The 15,166-nt window shown below is 63.4% G+C and carries 14 protein-coding genes; 1 reads left to right on the top strand and 13 read right to left on the bottom strand.

Annotated features, from left to right (window positions below; genetic code table 11):
- Window positions 1-10 precede the first annotated feature (10 nt).
- Complete coding sequence (locus QQF40_RS00945; protein ID WP_043331944.1) at window positions 11-1,426, bottom strand: acetyl-CoA carboxylase biotin carboxylase subunit; 1,416 nt, start codon at window positions 1,424-1,426, stop codon at window positions 11-13.
- 193 nt (window positions 1,427-1,619) lie between these two features.
- Between QQF40_RS00945 and QQF40_RS00940 the strand changes: the two genes are divergently transcribed.
- A complete protein-coding gene (locus QQF40_RS00940) occupies window positions 1,620-2,609 on the top strand; it encodes a LysR family transcriptional regulator (RefSeq protein ID WP_043331946.1) in 990 nt (329 codons plus the stop codon).
- A 104-nt stretch (window positions 2,610-2,713) separates the two neighbouring features.
- Here QQF40_RS00940 and lipA read toward each other — a convergent pair whose 3' ends face one another.
- The 12 genes from lipA to QQF40_RS00880 form a co-directional block, all read right to left on the bottom strand.
- Complete coding sequence (gene lipA / locus QQF40_RS00935; RefSeq protein WP_052384342.1) at window positions 2,714-3,706, bottom strand: lipoyl synthase; 993 nt, start codon at window positions 3,704-3,706, stop codon at window positions 2,714-2,716.
- Window positions 3,706-4,431 (bottom strand): lipoyl(octanoyl) transferase LipB, encoded by a 726-nt coding sequence (lipB, locus tag QQF40_RS00930; RefSeq protein ID WP_175088237.1) that lies wholly within the window; start codon window positions 4,429-4,431, stop codon window positions 3,706-3,708. The genes lipA and lipB overlap by 1 nt, the downstream gene beginning before the upstream one ends.
- Before the next feature lie 57 nt (window positions 4,432-4,488).
- Entirely contained in the window at window positions 4,489-4,776 is a 288-nt protein-coding gene (locus QQF40_RS00925) for an HP0495 family protein (RefSeq protein WP_043331948.1), read from the bottom strand.
- Window positions 4,777-4,971: 195 nt separating this feature from the next.
- Window positions 4,972-6,174 carry a D-alanyl-D-alanine carboxypeptidase family protein gene (locus QQF40_RS00920; RefSeq protein ID WP_285460155.1) on the bottom strand — a complete coding sequence of 401 codons (1,203 nt, stop codon included), beginning with the start codon at window positions 6,172-6,174 and terminating at the stop codon, window positions 4,972-4,974.
- Between the two features lie 102 nt (window positions 6,175-6,276).
- On the bottom strand, window positions 6,277-7,308 hold the full coding sequence (locus QQF40_RS00915) for a septal ring lytic transglycosylase RlpA family protein (RefSeq protein ID WP_285460154.1): 1,032 nt from the start codon (window positions 7,306-7,308) through the stop codon (window positions 6,277-6,279).
- Window positions 7,305-8,348, bottom strand: coding sequence for a lytic murein transglycosylase B (gene mltB, locus QQF40_RS00910; RefSeq protein ID WP_285460153.1), 1,044 nt, complete (start codon window positions 8,346-8,348; stop codon window positions 7,305-7,307). The genes QQF40_RS00915 and mltB overlap by 4 nt, the downstream gene beginning before the upstream one ends.
- A 71-nt stretch (window positions 8,349-8,419) precedes the next feature.
- A complete protein-coding gene (gene rodA, locus QQF40_RS00905; RefSeq protein WP_175088240.1) occupies window positions 8,420-9,568 on the bottom strand; it encodes a rod shape-determining protein RodA in 1,149 nt (382 codons plus the stop codon).
- Window positions 9,558-11,504 carry a penicillin-binding protein 2 gene (gene mrdA, locus QQF40_RS00900; RefSeq protein WP_285460152.1) on the bottom strand — a complete coding sequence of 649 codons (1,947 nt, stop codon included), beginning with the start codon at window positions 11,502-11,504 and terminating at the stop codon, window positions 9,558-9,560. Before mrdA ends, rodA begins: the two co-directional genes overlap by 11 nt.
- 42 nt (window positions 11,505-11,546) lie before the next feature.
- Window positions 11,547-12,014: a 23S rRNA (pseudouridine(1915)-N(3))-methyltransferase RlmH gene (rlmH, locus tag QQF40_RS00895; RefSeq protein ID WP_043331959.1), complete on the bottom strand. Its 468-nt coding sequence runs from the start codon at window positions 12,012-12,014 to the stop codon at window positions 11,547-11,549.
- Window positions 12,015-12,159: 145 nt separating this feature from the next.
- On the bottom strand, window positions 12,160-12,519 hold the full coding sequence (gene rsfS, locus QQF40_RS00890) for a ribosome silencing factor (RefSeq protein WP_043331961.1): 360 nt from the start codon (window positions 12,517-12,519) through the stop codon (window positions 12,160-12,162).
- Window positions 12,520-12,715: 196 nt separating this feature from the next.
- Entirely contained in the window at window positions 12,716-13,351 is a 636-nt protein-coding gene (gene nadD / locus QQF40_RS00885; RefSeq protein WP_175088380.1) for a nicotinate-nucleotide adenylyltransferase, read from the bottom strand.
- 239 nt (window positions 13,352-13,590) lie between these two features.
- Entirely contained in the window at window positions 13,591-14,874 is a 1,284-nt protein-coding gene (locus QQF40_RS00880; RefSeq protein WP_175088243.1) for a glutamate-5-semialdehyde dehydrogenase, read from the bottom strand.
- Window positions 14,875-15,166: the final 292 nt, after the last annotated feature.

Genomic DNA, 15,166 nt, shown 5'->3' with positions numbered 1-15,166 from the left:
CAGGTGTGCATCAGAGTCCGGCGTGGGCCGCGATGGCCGCCGCGATCGCCAGCGCCGTCTGTTCCGGCAGGCGCTTGACCGAGTACTGGGTCAATTCCGGGTGGGCGGCCACGAAGCCGGTATCGAAGTGTGCGTTGCGGAAATCAGGGTGCTTGAGGATTTCCTGATAGTAAGGCGCCGTGGTCTTGACGCCCTGCAGACGCATGTCATTGAGGGCACGTGAGCCACGATTGATGACCTCTTCCCAGGTCAGCCCCCACACGATGAGCTTCAGACACATGGAATCGAAATACGGCGGGATGGTGTAGCCGGTATAGATCGCGGTATCGGTACGCACGCCAGGCCCGCCCGGCGCGTAGTAGCGAGTGATGCGCCCGAAACTTGGCAGGAAGTCGTTCTTGGGGTCCTCGGCATTGATGCGGAACTGGATCGCATAGCCGTGATGGCGAATGTCTTCCTGACGGAAGGCCAGCTTGTGGCCCCAGGCGATGCGGATCTGCTCGCGCACGATGTCCACGCCGGTGATGGCCTCGCTGATGGTGTGCTCCACCTGCACGCGAGTGTTCATCTCCATGAAGTAGATCTCGTTGCCCTTGACCAGAAACTCCACGGTACCGGCGTTGCGATAGCCGACGGCGCGGGCGGCACGTACTGCCATCTCGCCGACGTAGGAGCGCTGCTCCGGTGTCAGCTGCGGACTGGGGGCGATCTCGATCAGCTTCTGGTTGCGACGCTGGATGGAGCAGTCACGCTCGAACAGATGAATCACGTTGTCGTGATTGTCAGCGAGGATCTGCACCTCGATATGCAGCGGGTCGACCACGCAGCGCTCGAGGAACACATCGGCACTGCCGAAGGCCTTGGTGGCTTCCGAGATCACGCGCCCCCAGGCCTGCTCGAGCTGATGAGCATCATCACAACGCCGGATACCGCGCCCCCCACCGCCTGAGGTAGCCTTGAGCATGACGGGGTAGCCGACCTGCTCGGCGACACTCAGCGCCTCCTCGACATCGGCCAGATTGCCGGCCGAGCCCGGTGTCACCGGCACGCCGGCCGCCTTCATGGCATCGCGGGCCTGTGTCTTGTCGCCCATGCGGGCGATGACACTGCTGGCCGGCCCTACGAAGGCGATTCCCGCCGCTTCACAGATGGCCGCGAATTCGGCGTTCTCCGACAGGAATCCATAGCCCGGATGGATGGCGTCACAGCCGGTCTCGCGCGCGAGATCGACCAGGCGGCGGGCATCCAGATAGCCGGCCAGCGGGTCTTCGCCGATGAAATGCGCTTCATCGGCGCGTTTGACGTGCAAGGAGAAACGGTCAGGTTCGGTGTAGACAGCGACTGAGCGGATGTCCATCTCGGCACAGGCGCGTACAATGCGCACTGCGATTTCCCCTCGGTTGGCAATCAGCAACTTGCGAAACATGGTGACTCTCCCGGACGTGACGCGTGATCTTGTTGTGGTGCTCTGGTCGTGCGCTTGTCATTGACCGCCAGACGCGACAACGGCGCTGACAGACACGAGGTAGCATGCGTTCCACGCTACCCAGCGAGAGACCAATAGAAAAGTTGATATTTTTTTGCCAATCTATAAGTAAAACCTTATGACTGGGTGTGTCATGTCGCGTCCAAACTTGTTGAATCGCTTAACTTTCAGACAGTTACAGGTGTTCCAAGCGGTTCATCGCCAGCAGTCCTACTCCCGTGCGGCCGAGCAACTTGGCCTGACGCAACCCGCCGTCAGTGCCCAGATTCGTCAATTGGAGCAGGCACTCGAGCAATCGCTGTTCAAATATGCCGGCAAGACGCTGCATATCCTGCCGGCGGCTGACGCCCTGGCAAACTCGGTGCAGTCGATCTTCGGCGAGGTCTCGAGCCTGCAGATGGAGCTGTCGGAGATCGCCGGCACCATCCGCGGCGAGCTCAACCTGGCGGCCGTGTCCACCGCACAGTACGTGGTGCCGCATATTCTGGCGCGCTTTCGGGCGCGGTATCCGGAAGTGTCGGTGCGCCTGCGCGTCTGCAATCGCGGTCAAGCGCTCGAGCGCCTCGCCGAGCGGCGCGATGATCTCGTGATCATGGGCATGGTGCCGGATGACGCCAATCTGGCCTTCATGCCGATTCTCGACAACGAGCTGATCCCCGTCGTCTGGCCCGGTCATCCGCTGCTGGAGGTCAAGGGCATCACCCTGGAAGACCTCGCGCAGTACTACATGCTGATGCGTGAACCCGGTTCGGGCACGCGCACCGCCTTCGAGGAGTTCGCCGCACGCGAGCGTGTCTCGCTGCGTCATACGCTGGAGTTGGGCTCCAATGAGGCCATCAAGCAAGGCGTGATGGCGCACCTGGGCGTGGCGATCCTGCCGCGACTGTCGGTTCAGCTCGAGCTGGCCTCAGGCCTGCTGGCCTCCCCCTCGCTGCCGGGCTTCCCGCTCAGGCGCAGCTGGTGCACCGTCTATCCCAAGGACCGCTACCCCACGCCGGTCACCGAGCTGTTCCTGCGCTTCGTGCGCGAGCTGCTGCCGGAGCTCAATGCTCACTTCAGCGCGCCGATGGAGCCCATCCCCGGGCACAGCGTGGCCTGCCTGCCGCTGGCAACCGAGCAATGAACATAGCGTCCTGATGGCGCAGGCCACATGAAAAAACCGCCATGGAGACAAGCTCCATGGCGGTTTTTTCGTTCAGACAACTGACGGCATGTCAGCAGTGCGACTTACTTCACTTCCACACCGTGCGCCTGCTTGTCGGCGTGGTAGGAAGAGCGCACCAGCGGGCCGGAGGCGACATGCGAGAAGCCCATCTCGCGCGCCTTCTGGCCGAGCCAATCGAAGGTGTCCGGGTGCACCCAGCGGTCGATGGGCAGGTGGTTGCGCGACGGCTGCATGTACTGACCCAGGGTCAGCATGTCGACACCGTGGTTGCGCAGGTCCTGCATGACTTCGAGCACCTGCTCGTCAGTCTCGCCGACCCCCAGCATCAGACCGGACTTGGTCTTCACTTCCGGACGACGCTCCTTGTAGCCCTTGAGCAGATCAAGTGACCACTGGTAGTCGGCGCCCGGACGCACGCGACGGTAAAGGCTCGGCACGGTTTCCAGGTTGTGGTTGAAGACGTCCGGCGGCGTCTGCTCGAGCACATCCAGCGCGACCTGCATGCGACCACGGAAGTCAGGCACCAGCACTTCGATCTCGGTGCCGTCGCACTTCTCGCGGATCTCGCGGATACACTCGGCGATGTGGTTGGAGCCACCATCGCGCAGGTCATCACGGTCGACGGAGGTCACGACGACGTAATTCAGGCGCATCTCGGCGATGGCTTCGGCCAGCTCGCGCGGCTCGTCGGCGTTCAATGCGTTGGGACGACCGTGCGCCACATCACAGAACGGGCAACGACGGGTGCAGATATCCCCCATGATCATGAAGGTGGCGGTACCGCCGCTGAAGCACTCACCCAGGTTCGGGCAGGAGGCTTCCTCACAGACCGTATGCAGACCGTGCTTGCGCAGCGTCTGCTTGATGCGGGTGACTTCCGGCGAGGCCGGCATGCGCACACGCAGCCAGTCCGGCTTCTTGGGCAAGGTCTCGGTGGGAATCACCTTGACCGGAATGCGGGCAACCTTCTCGGCGCCGCGCAGCTTCACGCCACGCTCCTTACGGGCAGGAGCAGCGGAGGGAGCGGGCTTCGTGGTAGCGATGGTCTCGGTCATCAGTTCTGTCCTGCTGTTCGAGAAATGTCAGCCAGTGCCGCGGGCAGGCCGCTCACCGGAGTCAGGGTCACATCGCCCAGGCTTGCGCCCAGACAACGCACCAGGCGGTCACGCTCGCTGGCGAGATCCACCGGTGCGCGAACGAGATCGCGCAGCTGGGTCATCGCCATGCCGGCATAGCCGCAGGGATTGATGCGCCCGAAGGGCGCGAGGTCCATGTCCAGATTGATCGCCACGCCGTGGAAGCTGCAACCACGCCGGATGCGCAGCCCCAGCGAGGCGATCTTGGCCTCTTCCATCGAACGACGCGGGTCATCACCACGCTGCGCCGCCTTCTTCACATAGACGCCTGGCGCGTCCGGACGCGGATAGGCCTCGATGCCATGCTCGGCCATCGCTGCCACTACCGTTTCTTCCAGCGCCGTCACCAGCTGGCGAACGCCGATGCCGCCTCGCTTGACGTTGAGCAGCGGGTAGAGCACCAGCTGGCCGGGCCCATGATAGGTCACCTGGCCGCCACGGTCGGTCTGCACCACCGGAATGTCGCCCGGCATCAACAGATGCTCCGGCTTGCCCGCCTGGCCCTGGGTAAAGACCGGCGGGTGCTCCACCACCCACAGCTCGTCCGGCGCATCGGCCGCACGCGTATCGGTGAAGTGGCGCATGGCCGACCACACCTCATCATAGGCCTTGAGGCCGAGGTGGTAGACGTGAATCGTGTTCATGCATGCGCTCCTGTCATCAAGGCGCAAGACAAGGAAATCCAGCGTTTCATGCCTGGATCACAGCACCATGTGGATGCGACCGGTGGCCTTGAGGTCACGGTGCAGCGCATCCAGCTGATCGGTACCGGTGGCACGGATCACCACTCGGATGCTGCGGTAGTTGCCGTTCTTGCTGTCCTGCCAGGTGATGGCCGTCGCATCGAAGCCCGGCGCATGCACTTCCAGGATATTGCAGACCACCTCGACGAGATCTTCTGCGGCGGTGCCGACGATCTTGAGGGAGAAATCACACGGGAATTCAATCTTCGGGGGCGTCTGCCCACCAGCTGCTGGCGTCTTGGCCATGGGGATAGCCCTTCAGGTAACTCTATTTCCGACCATTCTACTCAACAAAGGGCGATCCGTCAGCCGGATCGCCCTTTGTTGAGTACACGACCGCGATATTCAGGGGCGCGCGCCTGGCACCGCCAGCACGCGCGCCCCACTGCCATCACTGAATCATGCCTTCGGCCGCGTCACGTCACACAGCCAAGAACTGACTCAGTTGAACAGGCCGTGGAAGAACAGCATCAGGGCATCCCACAGACGCTTGAACAGGCCGCCCTGCTCCACCGGTTCCAGTGCGACCAGCGATTCTTCGGCCAGCACCTTGTCGTCCAGCTTGATCTGCAGGGTACCGTACTGCTCGCCGGCCTGGACCGGAGCCTTGATGGTGTCCTTGAGATCAAGACGCGCGGTCAGCTTGTCAGCCTGGCCACTCGGTACGGTCAGGAAGACGTCCTGAGCCATGCCCAGACGCACCTGGTCCTTCTCGCCACCCCAGACACGCGCCTGATTGAGCACCGCGCCCTTGTCATAGAGCTTCTTGCTCTCGAAGTAGCGGAAGCCATAGGTCAGAAGCTTCTGGGATTCCTGCGCACGCGCCTCTTCGGACTTGGTGCCCATCACGACACTGATCAGGCGAGTATCTTCCTTCCTGGCGGATGCCACCAGGCAGTAGCCGGCTTCTTCGGTGTGGCCGGTCTTCAGGCCATCGACATCCTTGTCACGCCACAGCAGCTTGTTGCGGTTCGGCTGCTTGATACCATTCCAGGTGAAGTACTTCTGGGAGTAGATCTCGTAGTGATCCGGGTAGTCCTTGATGATGCGGCGCGCCAGAATCGCCAGGTCGTGGGCCGTGGAGTAATGCTCCGCGTGCGGAAGGCCAGTGGCGTTCATGTAGTGGGTGTTCTTCATGCCCAGACGCTTGGCGTGCTGGTTCATCAGGTCGGCGAAGGAACCTTCGCTGCCGCCGATGCGCTCGGCCAGCGCGACGCTGGCGTCGTTGCCGGACTGGATGATGACACCGTGAAGCAGGTCATCGACGGTAACGCTGGTGCCTTCGCGGATGAACATGCGCGAGCCGCCCGTCTTCCAGGCATTGACGCTGATGCGGACCTTCTCGTCCGGGCTCAGCTTGCCGTCGTCCATCTCGCTCTCGACCAGGTAGGCCGTCATCATCTTGGTCAGGCTGGCCGGCGGCAGGCGCTTGTCGGCGTTGTGCTCGACCAGGATGCGCCCGGAATTGGCGTCCATCAGGATCCAGGAAGACGCCGCCAGCTGCGGCGCCGCCGGAATCAGGGTATCCGTCTCGATGGCATGGGCCGGGGTGGCGGCAACGCCTGCGAACAGCGCAATGCCGCTGGCCGCCATCAGCGCGGAGAATCGACGCCGAAGAGGAAGAAGTCGGGCTTTCAGGGACATGTTGGAATCTCTTTGACACTCATGCATAAGCCGAGGCTTGCGCCTCGGCCATGTTGCGCCTCTTCACGAAGCGCATGATGGATGAAAACGGGCCTGCGGCCCTTATCGCTCTGCCGTGACGCTGAAGGCCCCGGCATAGCCAGCATCGGCCAGCGCCGACTTGAGCGATTCAATACGGACACTGTCTTCCAGCGGACCGACCTGAACCTTATAGAGGTCGCCGCTACCCAGCACGCGAGTCGGTCGCCCCAGACGGGAGCTGACACTGGCACGAATGCTGTCGGCCTTGCTCAGATCACTGACCGCCGCGACCTGCAGGAAGGTGGCTTCCCCGCTCGCCACTGAGGGCGTGCTGCTCGGCGCAGCAGAGGCTACCACGGGCTTGGCGGCAACGCTCGCGCCGGAAGCGCTCGAGGCCACGGAACCGCCGGTTGCCTCCATCGCGTCAAGTCCGGCAATGCCCTGTTCGCGGCGTACCGCCTGGCTGCGCGCCAGCAGACGCTCGGACTCTGCCGTGCCCTGGGTCGGGCTCGGGCCCGGCTTCCAGGTCGTGGCATCGAGGGTCTCGACACGCACGTGCCCAGTGCCATGACCCAGCATGTCCAGGCGCCACGCCGCGCTGTAGGACAGATCGATCAGACGATCTTCATGGAAGGGGCCACGGTCGTTGACCTTGACGATGACCTGCTTGCCGTTGTCCAGATTGGTGACACGCGCATAGGTCGGCAATGGCAGCGACTTGTGAGCCGCCGTCATGGTGTACATGTCATAGATCTCGCCACTGGCGGTGGCGTAGCCATGAAACTTCTTGCCATACCAGGAAGCAGTGCCCTCGGCCACGTAACCGCGCGGGTCATCCATCACGCGATAGGTCTTGCCCCATACCTCATACTCGCTGCGATTGCCGCTGCGGGTATAGGGTTCGACACGTGGTACCTCATCGGGCACCGCCGAGACATCCGGCGCATCATCGGGGTAGGCATCGCTGTCCAACTCGTAGCGGCTGTTCTTGCCCGCCTTCTTGCCGGTGCTCGCCGAGGCACCATCACTGACCTGGGTGCCGCCCCCACTGCTGGCACAGCCAGCCAGCAGGGCAAGCGCGAGGGTCAGCGGTAGCGCGCGTGACCAGCTCATCCCGCACCTCCGTCCTCGAGACGACGCTTGATCGCACGGGAGAGCTCATCCACGGCCATCGCGTACATGTGACTGTGGTTGTAGCGCGTGATGACGTAGAAGTTGTCGTAGCCGACGGCGTAGCGGTAGCCCTGTCTCAGATCCAGCGCCAAAGGGATCACCTGGGTATTGCCGGCCACGTCGTCTGCCACCTGGACGCCGGCCGCCTCGAGCGCGGAAACGCTCATGTACGGCTTTTTCGTCTTGTTGAAGGTGACGGAGGACGGTGGCGTCCCGGGGCCGTCCGCGGCGCTGACCACCGGCGCACCGGCCTTCCAGCCATGACGCGCGAAGTAGTTGCCGACGCTGCCGATGGCATCGATCGGGTTATGCCACAGATCACGCACGCCATCGCCATCGAAATCGACCGCATAGGCCTGATAGCTGGTCGGGATGAACTGCGGATAGCCCATCGCACCGGCGTAGGAGCCCTTGATGGAGAGCGGGTCGATGCCCTGCTCTATCGTCAGCTGCAGGAAGGCTGCCAGCTCGCCACGGAAGAACTTGCCGCGACGCGGGTGATCGAAGGCCAGCGTGGACAGTGAATCGATCACGCGGTGAGTCCCGGTGTGCTTGCCGAAGAAGGTCTCGACACCGATGATGGCGGCGATGACTTCCGGCGGCACACCATACTCGGCCTGGGCACGATCGAAGGTCTCACGATGCTCGGCGATGAACTTCACACCGGCTTCGATGCGCGATTGCTTCATGAAGATGGCGCGGTACTGGTCCCAGCGCAGATGACCTTCCGCCGGACGCGACATGGCATCCAGCACTTTCTGGCTGTAATCGGCCTGATTCATCAGCTCGGTCACACGATCGCGATCCAGCCCCTTGGCCACCAGCTCGTCGACCAGCCTGGCCGTTTCCGGGTGAGTCGCCGGGGCGAAGCCATCAGGCGCCGCCTTGGCCACGCCTGACATTCCCAGCAGCGGTGCCACCATCACCAGGGCTGCGCCCCAGTGCTTGAGACGTCGCCCACACGCATTGATCACCGTCATCGACTCTCTCCTTGCCTGTCTGCGAGCTTGGGCTCGCGAATGTCCTTGCCACTCGGCAACTGGCCGTCACGTCATCGCGACAATAGGCGCCGGTGGGTATGAATGCTCATGAGAATACCGAAGCCTGCCAGCAAGGTCACGCTGGAGGTCCCACCATAACTGACCAGCGGCAACGGGACGCCAACGACCGGCAAGATACCCGATACCATGCCGATGTTGACGAAGACGTAGACGAAGAACGTCAGGATGATCGCGCCCCCCGTCAGCCGTGCAAAACTGTCCTGGCCATTGTTGGACATCACCAGCCCGCGCAGCACGATCAGCACATAGAGCCCCAGGAAGAAACTCATGCCGATCAGCCCGAACTCCTCCCCGATGACCGCGACGATGAAGTCGGTATGGCGCTCCGGCAGAAACTCGAGCTGGGACTGGGTCCCCAGGGTATAGCCCTTGCCGAAGATGCCGCCCGAGCCGATGGCCGTCTTGGACTGGATGATGTTCCAGCCCGCGCCAAGCGGGTCAGACTCCGGATTGAGGAATGTCAGCACACGGCGGCGTTGATAGTCGTGCATCACCATCCACAGAAGCGGCAATGCCGAGGCGATCAAGGCACCGAAGAAGGCGATCAGCTTCCAGGAAAGCCCCGCCAGCAGGATCACGAATACCCCCGCCGCAGCAACCAGCAACGAGGTGCCGAGGTCCGGCTGGCGCGCGATCAGCAGCACCGGCGCGACGATGATCACGGCGCAGATGACCAGATCTCGCCAGCGTGGAGGCAACGGGCGCTGCCCGAGCCAGCAGGCCACCATCATCGGCATCGCCAGCTTCATCAGCTCAGAGGGCTGAAAACGCACCACCCCTGGGATGACCAGCCAGCGCTGGGCGCCCATGCCGACATCCCCCAGCACCTCCACCGCCACCAGCATCAGGAAGCCAGCGCCATAGGCGACCGGCGCCCAACGGTAAAGCGTCGCGGGTGACAACTGGGCGAGCCCGATCATGATCACCAGCGCCAGCGCCTGGCGTGAGGCCTGGCGCAGCGTGAAATCGATATCCTGACCGCTGGCGCTATAGAGCACGATCAGCCCGCAGCCGAGCACGGCCAACAGCAGCAGCAGCAGCCAGGGGTCGAGGTGGATACGCTCCCATAGACTGGTGCGGCGGCGATGACTGAGATCCCCACCTACACCACGCATCGAGCGCTGATAATCAGTCGGCATCGTTCTCTCCTTGCTCACCCTCGCCCGCCGGTGCCTCCGGCGGTGCCATAGCGGCAGCCAGCGTGAGCGCCGCCTCACGCGCTTCGGGGTCAATGCGCGGCAACAGCCAGTAATCGGTGACGGCGCGTGCCATCGGACCCGCCACGGAGCTGCCGCCCTGGCCGTTCTCGATCACCACGGAGACGGCTATCTCCGGGTGCTCGACCGGCGCAAAGGCGGCGAACAGGGCGTGGTCACGCAGACGCTCCGCGAGCTCCTTGCCGTTGTATTTCTGGTCCTGCCCGAGGGTGAAGACCTGGGCGGTACCGGACTTGCCGGCCATGCGGTACTTGAGACCGGGCCCGACATACTTGCGCGCCGTGCCTTCTCGCCCGCTGACCACGTCCTCGAGCGCGGCGATGACATCGTCCCACCACGCCGGATTGTCCAGCACCACATCCGGTTTTTCCTCGCTTCTGGGCAGCAATACCGTCTCGTCGCCGATGCGCTTGGCCAGGTGAGGCGTCACGTGCCTGCCGCGATTGGCCAGCACGGCCTCCGCCGAGGCGAGCTGCAACGGTGTGGCAAGCCAGTAGCCCTGACCGATACCGATGGAGATGGTCTCGCCGGGGTACCAGGGCTTGTCGTAGCGATTGCGCTTCCATTCCTTGGACGGCATCAGACCGGGCAGCGCGCCCTGCACGTCCAGCGCCGTCTGCTCACCGAAACCGAACTTGTGCATGTACTCGCTGATGCGGTCGATCCCCAGGCGATAGGCAACGTTGTAGAAGAAGGTGTCATTGGAGACCGCGATGCCACGCCGCATGTTGACGCGCCCATGCCCCCAGCGCAGCCAGTTGCGGTACTTGTGGCTGTCATTGGGCAGCTGGAAATAGCCGGGATCGTAGAAGGAAGTGCTGGTGGTGATGACATCGTTCTCCAGCCCCGCTAGCGACATGAAAGGCTTCACGGTCGAGGCCGGCGGGTACTGGCCGCGAATGGCACGGTTGAACAGCGGCAGGTCGATATCATTCTGCAGCGCGCGATAACTCTTGACGCTGATGCCGGTGACGAACTCATTGGAGTTGAAGCCCGGCACGGAGGCCATCGCCAGGATGTCACCCGTCTCGGGCTCGATGGCCACGATGGCACCACGCCGCCCCTTGAGCAGCCGATAGGCGAGATCCTGCAGGCCGCGGTCGATGGTCAGCGTCAGGTCCTTGCCCGGCACCGGGTCGATCCGCGACAGCTCACGCAGCACGCGACCCCGCGCATTGGTTTCCACCTTGCGCAGGCCGGCCTGGCCGTGCAGCTCCTCTTCATAGAAGCGCTCGATACCGGTCTTGCCGATGAAGTGGGTGCCCGAATAGTTGCCCTTGTCGAGAGTCTTGAGCTCGGCCTGATTGATGCGCCCCACGTACCCCAGGGTATGCGACAGCGGCTTGGCGTCCGGGTAGTAGCGCAGCAGCTGCGCCTCGACCTCGACGCCGGGCAGGCGATAGCGATTGACGGCCAGACGCGCTATCTGCTCCTGGCTCAATTCACTCATCAACAGGGCAGGCTGATAGGGACGTTGACGCTGACGCGAGCGTTCCTTGAAGTCTTCGACCTCATCGGGCGGCAGATCGAGAATCTCGACCAGGCGTTCAAGCGTCGTCTCGAGATCACCGGCGCGTTCGCGCACGATGGTGAGATTGTAGTTGGGGCGGTTTTCGGCGAGCAGCTGACCATTGCGGTCATAGATCAAGCCACGCGTAGGCGGCAAGGGCTCGACACGCACGCGGTTCTTGTCCGAGCGCGTCGTATAGATGTCGTGTTCCACGACCTGCAGGAAGAGCAGCCGCGCCAGCAGACATCCGGCCAGCACCAGCACGAGGCCGGCAGCCACGATGCTGCGAAGGCGAAAGATCCGCACTTCCTGTTGAGGATTCTTTATCGTCGCCCGGCGTTGGCGCATGGCGGGTCTCGCAACCAGTGTCGTGTCGCAAGCGGCAGGCGCTTACCGGTGATAGGGGTGCCCGACCAGCAATGTCCAGGCGCGGTAAAGCTGTTCCGCCAGCACGATGCGCACCAGAGGGTGCGGCAGCGTCAGTGCCGAGAGCGACCAGCGCTGATCGGCACGTGCCAGCAGACGTGGGTCGAGCCCATCCGGGCCACCGATGAGGATGGCCACGTCTCGCCCTCCCAGCCGCCAATCATCGGCATGCTGGGCAAGCTGCTCGGTGCTCCAAGCCTTACCTAGGACATCAAGGGCGACAACATGTTCATTTCCCTTGAGTTTTTCAAGCATCCGATCGCCTTCACTGGCCATGGCACGGGCGATGTCCGCATTCTTGCCGCGATTGCCGGGCGCCAGTTCGATGAACTCAAGCGAAAAATCCCGCGGCATGCGCTTGAGATATTCCCGGCTACCCTTCTCCACCCAGTCCGGCATCTTCTGCCCGACCGCCAAAACTCGGATCTTCATGTCCTGTCCCGTGCTGTGTCAGAACGACCGGCGAACCCGCAGTCCTTCCATCGGATACTCCCTGCCCGCGACATCGCGACCGGCAAGGACGTAACGCGCGGTTGGCGTGTCCCGACGAGCAACCCGTCGGGTCAGGCTGGCAGGATCAGTGGCTCTGCTCGTACTCTTCACGCGTTTCGCGGGGCAGATCGCTCCACAGACGCTCGAGGTCGTACAGGGCACGGGTTTCGGCCAGCATGACGTGGACGACGACATCGCCCAGATCCAGCAGCACCCAGTCGGAGCCGTTGTCGCCTTCACAGCCCAACGGCTTGACGCCGGCTTCTTTCACGGTGACCTGCACGTTGTTGGCCAGCGCGGAGATATGGCGGCTGGACGTACCGGTCGCGATCACCATCACATCGGTGACGCTGGTCAGCTTGGAGACATTGATCTCGCTGATTTCCTGGGCCTTGAGTTCTTCAAGGGCGTCGACAACCAGGTTTTTAAGAGCTTCGGTCTGCATGATTCCTCGGGAGTTTGTTCGGCAGGGGGCGCATTCTACCCGTTGGCGATGCGCGCGCCTATGGGCATCGTCATTTACTCGCCAAAGGGGCGCCACGCACGGCGATGCGGGATCGCGGCAGTGACGCCCCTCTCATGATGCCACGCTCGCACGCGACAGGACGTTCAGAGCCACAACGCTCAGCTCGATGATGGGCTCAGCTCGATGACGGACAGTAGAGGCCATGCGCCTCGATATGACGGATCACCGCTTCCGGCAGCAGGTAGCGCACGCTGTCACCCAGCGCGAGACGCTCGCGCACGAAGGTGGCGCTGATGGCCATGCGTGTCGGCAGCGACAGGCGCAACAGGTGGCCACCCGGGCGCGCCATCAAGGCCGCCACCGAGTCGACCTCGCGCCCCTGGATCAACGCTTCGAGCGCCCGGGGCAGCGGTGCATCATGGTCCGGCCGCTCGATCACCACCACATGGGCGTCATCGAACAGACGATCGGCGGCATGCCACTCCCCGAGCTTGAGGAAGGCGTCATGGCCGATGGCCATCACCAGCCGCGCCTGCGGGCCGTATTCGGCGCGTAGACTGGCCAGGGTGTCGGCACTGTAGGAAGGCCCATCGCGCAGCAGCTCACGCCCATCGGCCTTGAGGCCTGGCTCTGCCTCTATCGCGGCTTCCAGCATCGCCAGCCGCTGGTCACTGCTGACGCCGGGCGCGGCGCGATGCGGCGGCTGATGCGAAGGCACCAGCAGCACATGGTCCAGCCCCAACGCTTCGCGCAGCTCGATGGCACTGCGCAGATGGCCGTGATGGATGGGATCGAAGGTACCACCGAGCATGGCGACACGCGGTACCGGGCCGAGGCAGCCCTCGAAGCCCGGCTCCGCTGATGCATCAGTCCTTGAGCGCGAGTCATGTGACGACTCGGTGCCGTGATGCACGGCCTCACGCTCCTGCGCGAGACCATCAGCGTTCAAGGGACGCTGGGTGTCCTCCAGCGCCTCGGGCGACAGGGCCTTCTCGTTCGTCAAGGTCTGCTCGGGCGTGACCTGATCATCGGCGGGTGAGACCTGACCCTTCACTGGCGAATCTGCCCATCACCGAACACGATGTACTTGCGGGTCGTCAGGCCCTCAAGCCCGACCGGGCCACGCGCATGCAGCTTGTCGGTGGAGATGCCGATCTCGGCACCCAGGCCATATTCGAAGCCATCGGCGAAGCGGGTGGAGGCGTTGACCATCACCGAGCTGGAATCGACCTCCGCCATGAAGCGGCGCGCCAGCGCATAGTTCTCGGTGATGATGGCCTCGGTGTGCCCGGAGCTGTGACGCTCGATATGCGCCATCGCCTCATCGACGCCATCCACGACGCGAACCGCCAGAATCGGCGCGAGATATTCGGTATCCCAGTCTTCTGCATTGGCAGCCACGGCCTGCGGCAGCACTTCGCAAGTACGCTCGCAACCGCGAATCTCGACCTCATGTGCCGCCAGACGCTCGGCGATACGCGGCAGGACCTCGGCGGCAACCGGCGCATCGACCAGCAGGGTCTCCATGGTGTTGCAGGTGCCATAGCGATGGGTCTTGGCGTTCTCGGCGATCCGGACCGCCATCGCCAGGTCTGCCGTGGCATCGATATAGACGTGGCAGATGCCATCGAGGTGCTTGATGACTGGCACGCGTGCATCACGCGAGATACGCGAGATGAGGCTCTTGCCACCGCGCGGGATGATCACATCGACGAATTCCGGCATCGCGATCAGCTCGCCGACCGCGGCGCGGTCCGTGGTGGCGACGACCTGCACTGCCGTGGCCGGCAGCTCGGAGAGCACCAACGCCTCGCTGATGATCTCGCTCAACGCACGGTTGCTGGACGCGGCCTCGGAGCCACCGCGCAGAATGCAGGCATTGCCGGACTTCAGGCACAGGCTGGCTGCCTCGATGGTCACATTGGGGCGTGACTCGAAGATGATGCCGATAACGCCCAGCGGCACGCGCATGTGACCGACCTGAATGCCGCTCGGACGCGAGCGCAGGCCATCGACCTCGCCGACCGGGTCCGGCAGCGCCGCGACCTGCTCGAGCCCTTCGATCATGCCGTCGATACGCGCAGGCGTCAGCGCAAGACGATCGACCATCGCCTCCGAGAGCCCATTGGCGCGTGCACGCGTCAGGTCCTCGGCATTGGCCTCTGCCAGTGCCTCGCGACGCTCATCGATCAGACGCGCCATGGTCTGCAGAGCACGATTCTTGATGCCGCTGTCGACGCGACGCATCACGACGCTTGCCGCGCGCGCTGCGTGCCCCAGACGATTCATGTACGCCACGACGTCCGTGGTGTCGTGCTTGCCCTGCTCACTCATGTGCCTAATCTCGCTGGTTGTCAGTGTCCACGCACTCATTCCATCATCGCCCGGGCCCCGCGAGGGCATTCCCCTGAGAAGCCCTGACATAAAGACCTGATGTGAAAGCCTGAGAGGCGTAGACACTTTTGTCACTCGCCGTTTGGGGTATGCTGCCATTATTGCAGACGACGTTGCATGATCGGAGCACCGTCGCATCCTGCAAACGTGCAGGCAATGCCCACGTCATAGACCGTTCGGCCAGGGAATTCGGCCGATTTCGCGCCATCCACGGCAAAGGTGCCAATATAAG

It is taken from the genome of Cobetia sp. LC6 (assembly GCF_030264805.1).
Lineage (GTDB): Bacteria > Pseudomonadota > Gammaproteobacteria > Pseudomonadales > Halomonadaceae > Cobetia.
This window is presented reverse-complemented; position numbering and strand designations above follow the sequence as displayed.

Bases quoted from the DNA above. Each gene is read 5' to 3' on its own strand.
- rsfS (WP_043331961.1), bottom strand. From the start codon at position 12,519: ATGCAGACCGAAGCTCTTAAAAACCTGGTTGTCGACGCCCTTGAAGAA.
- lipA (WP_052384342.1), bottom strand. From the start codon at position 3,706: ATGACCGAGACCATCGCTACCACGAAGCCCGCTCCCTCCGCTGCTCCT.
- QQF40_RS00940 (WP_043331946.1), top strand. From the start codon at position 1,620: ATGTCGCGTCCAAACTTGTTGAATCGCTTAACTTTCAGACAGTTACAG.
- lipB (WP_175088237.1), bottom strand. From the start codon at position 4,431: ATGAACACGATTCACGTCTACCACCTCGGCCTCAAGGCCTATGATGAG.
- QQF40_RS00945 (WP_043331944.1), bottom strand. From the start codon at position 1,426: ATGTTTCGCAAGTTGCTGATTGCCAACCGAGGGGAAATCGCAGTGCGC.
- rlmH (WP_043331959.1), bottom strand. From the start codon at position 12,014: ATGAAGATCCGAGTTTTGGCGGTCGGGCAGAAGATGCCGGACTGGGTG.
- QQF40_RS00920 (WP_285460155.1), bottom strand. From the start codon at position 6,174: ATGTCCCTGAAAGCCCGACTTCTTCCTCTTCGGCGTCGATTCTCCGCG.
- mrdA (WP_285460152.1), bottom strand. From the start codon at position 11,504: ATGCGCCAACGCCGGGCGACGATAAAGAATCCTCAACAGGAAGTGCGG.
- rodA (WP_175088240.1), bottom strand. From the start codon at position 9,568: ATGCCGACTGATTATCAGCGCTCGATGCGTGGTGTAGGTGGGGATCTC.
- QQF40_RS00915 (WP_285460154.1), bottom strand. From the start codon at position 7,308: ATGAGCTGGTCACGCGCGCTACCGCTGACCCTCGCGCTTGCCCTGCTG.
- nadD (WP_175088380.1), bottom strand. From the start codon at position 13,351: ATGCTCGGTGGTACCTTCGATCCCATCCATCACGGCCATCTGCGCAGT.
- QQF40_RS00925 (WP_043331948.1), bottom strand. From the start codon at position 4,776: ATGGCCAAGACGCCAGCAGCTGGTGGGCAGACGCCCCCGAAGATTGAA.
- mltB (WP_285460153.1), bottom strand. From the start codon at position 8,348: ATGACGGTGATCAATGCGTGTGGGCGACGTCTCAAGCACTGGGGCGCA.
- QQF40_RS00880 (WP_175088243.1), bottom strand. From the start codon at position 14,874: ATGAGTGAGCAGGGCAAGCACGACACCACGGACGTCGTGGCGTACATG.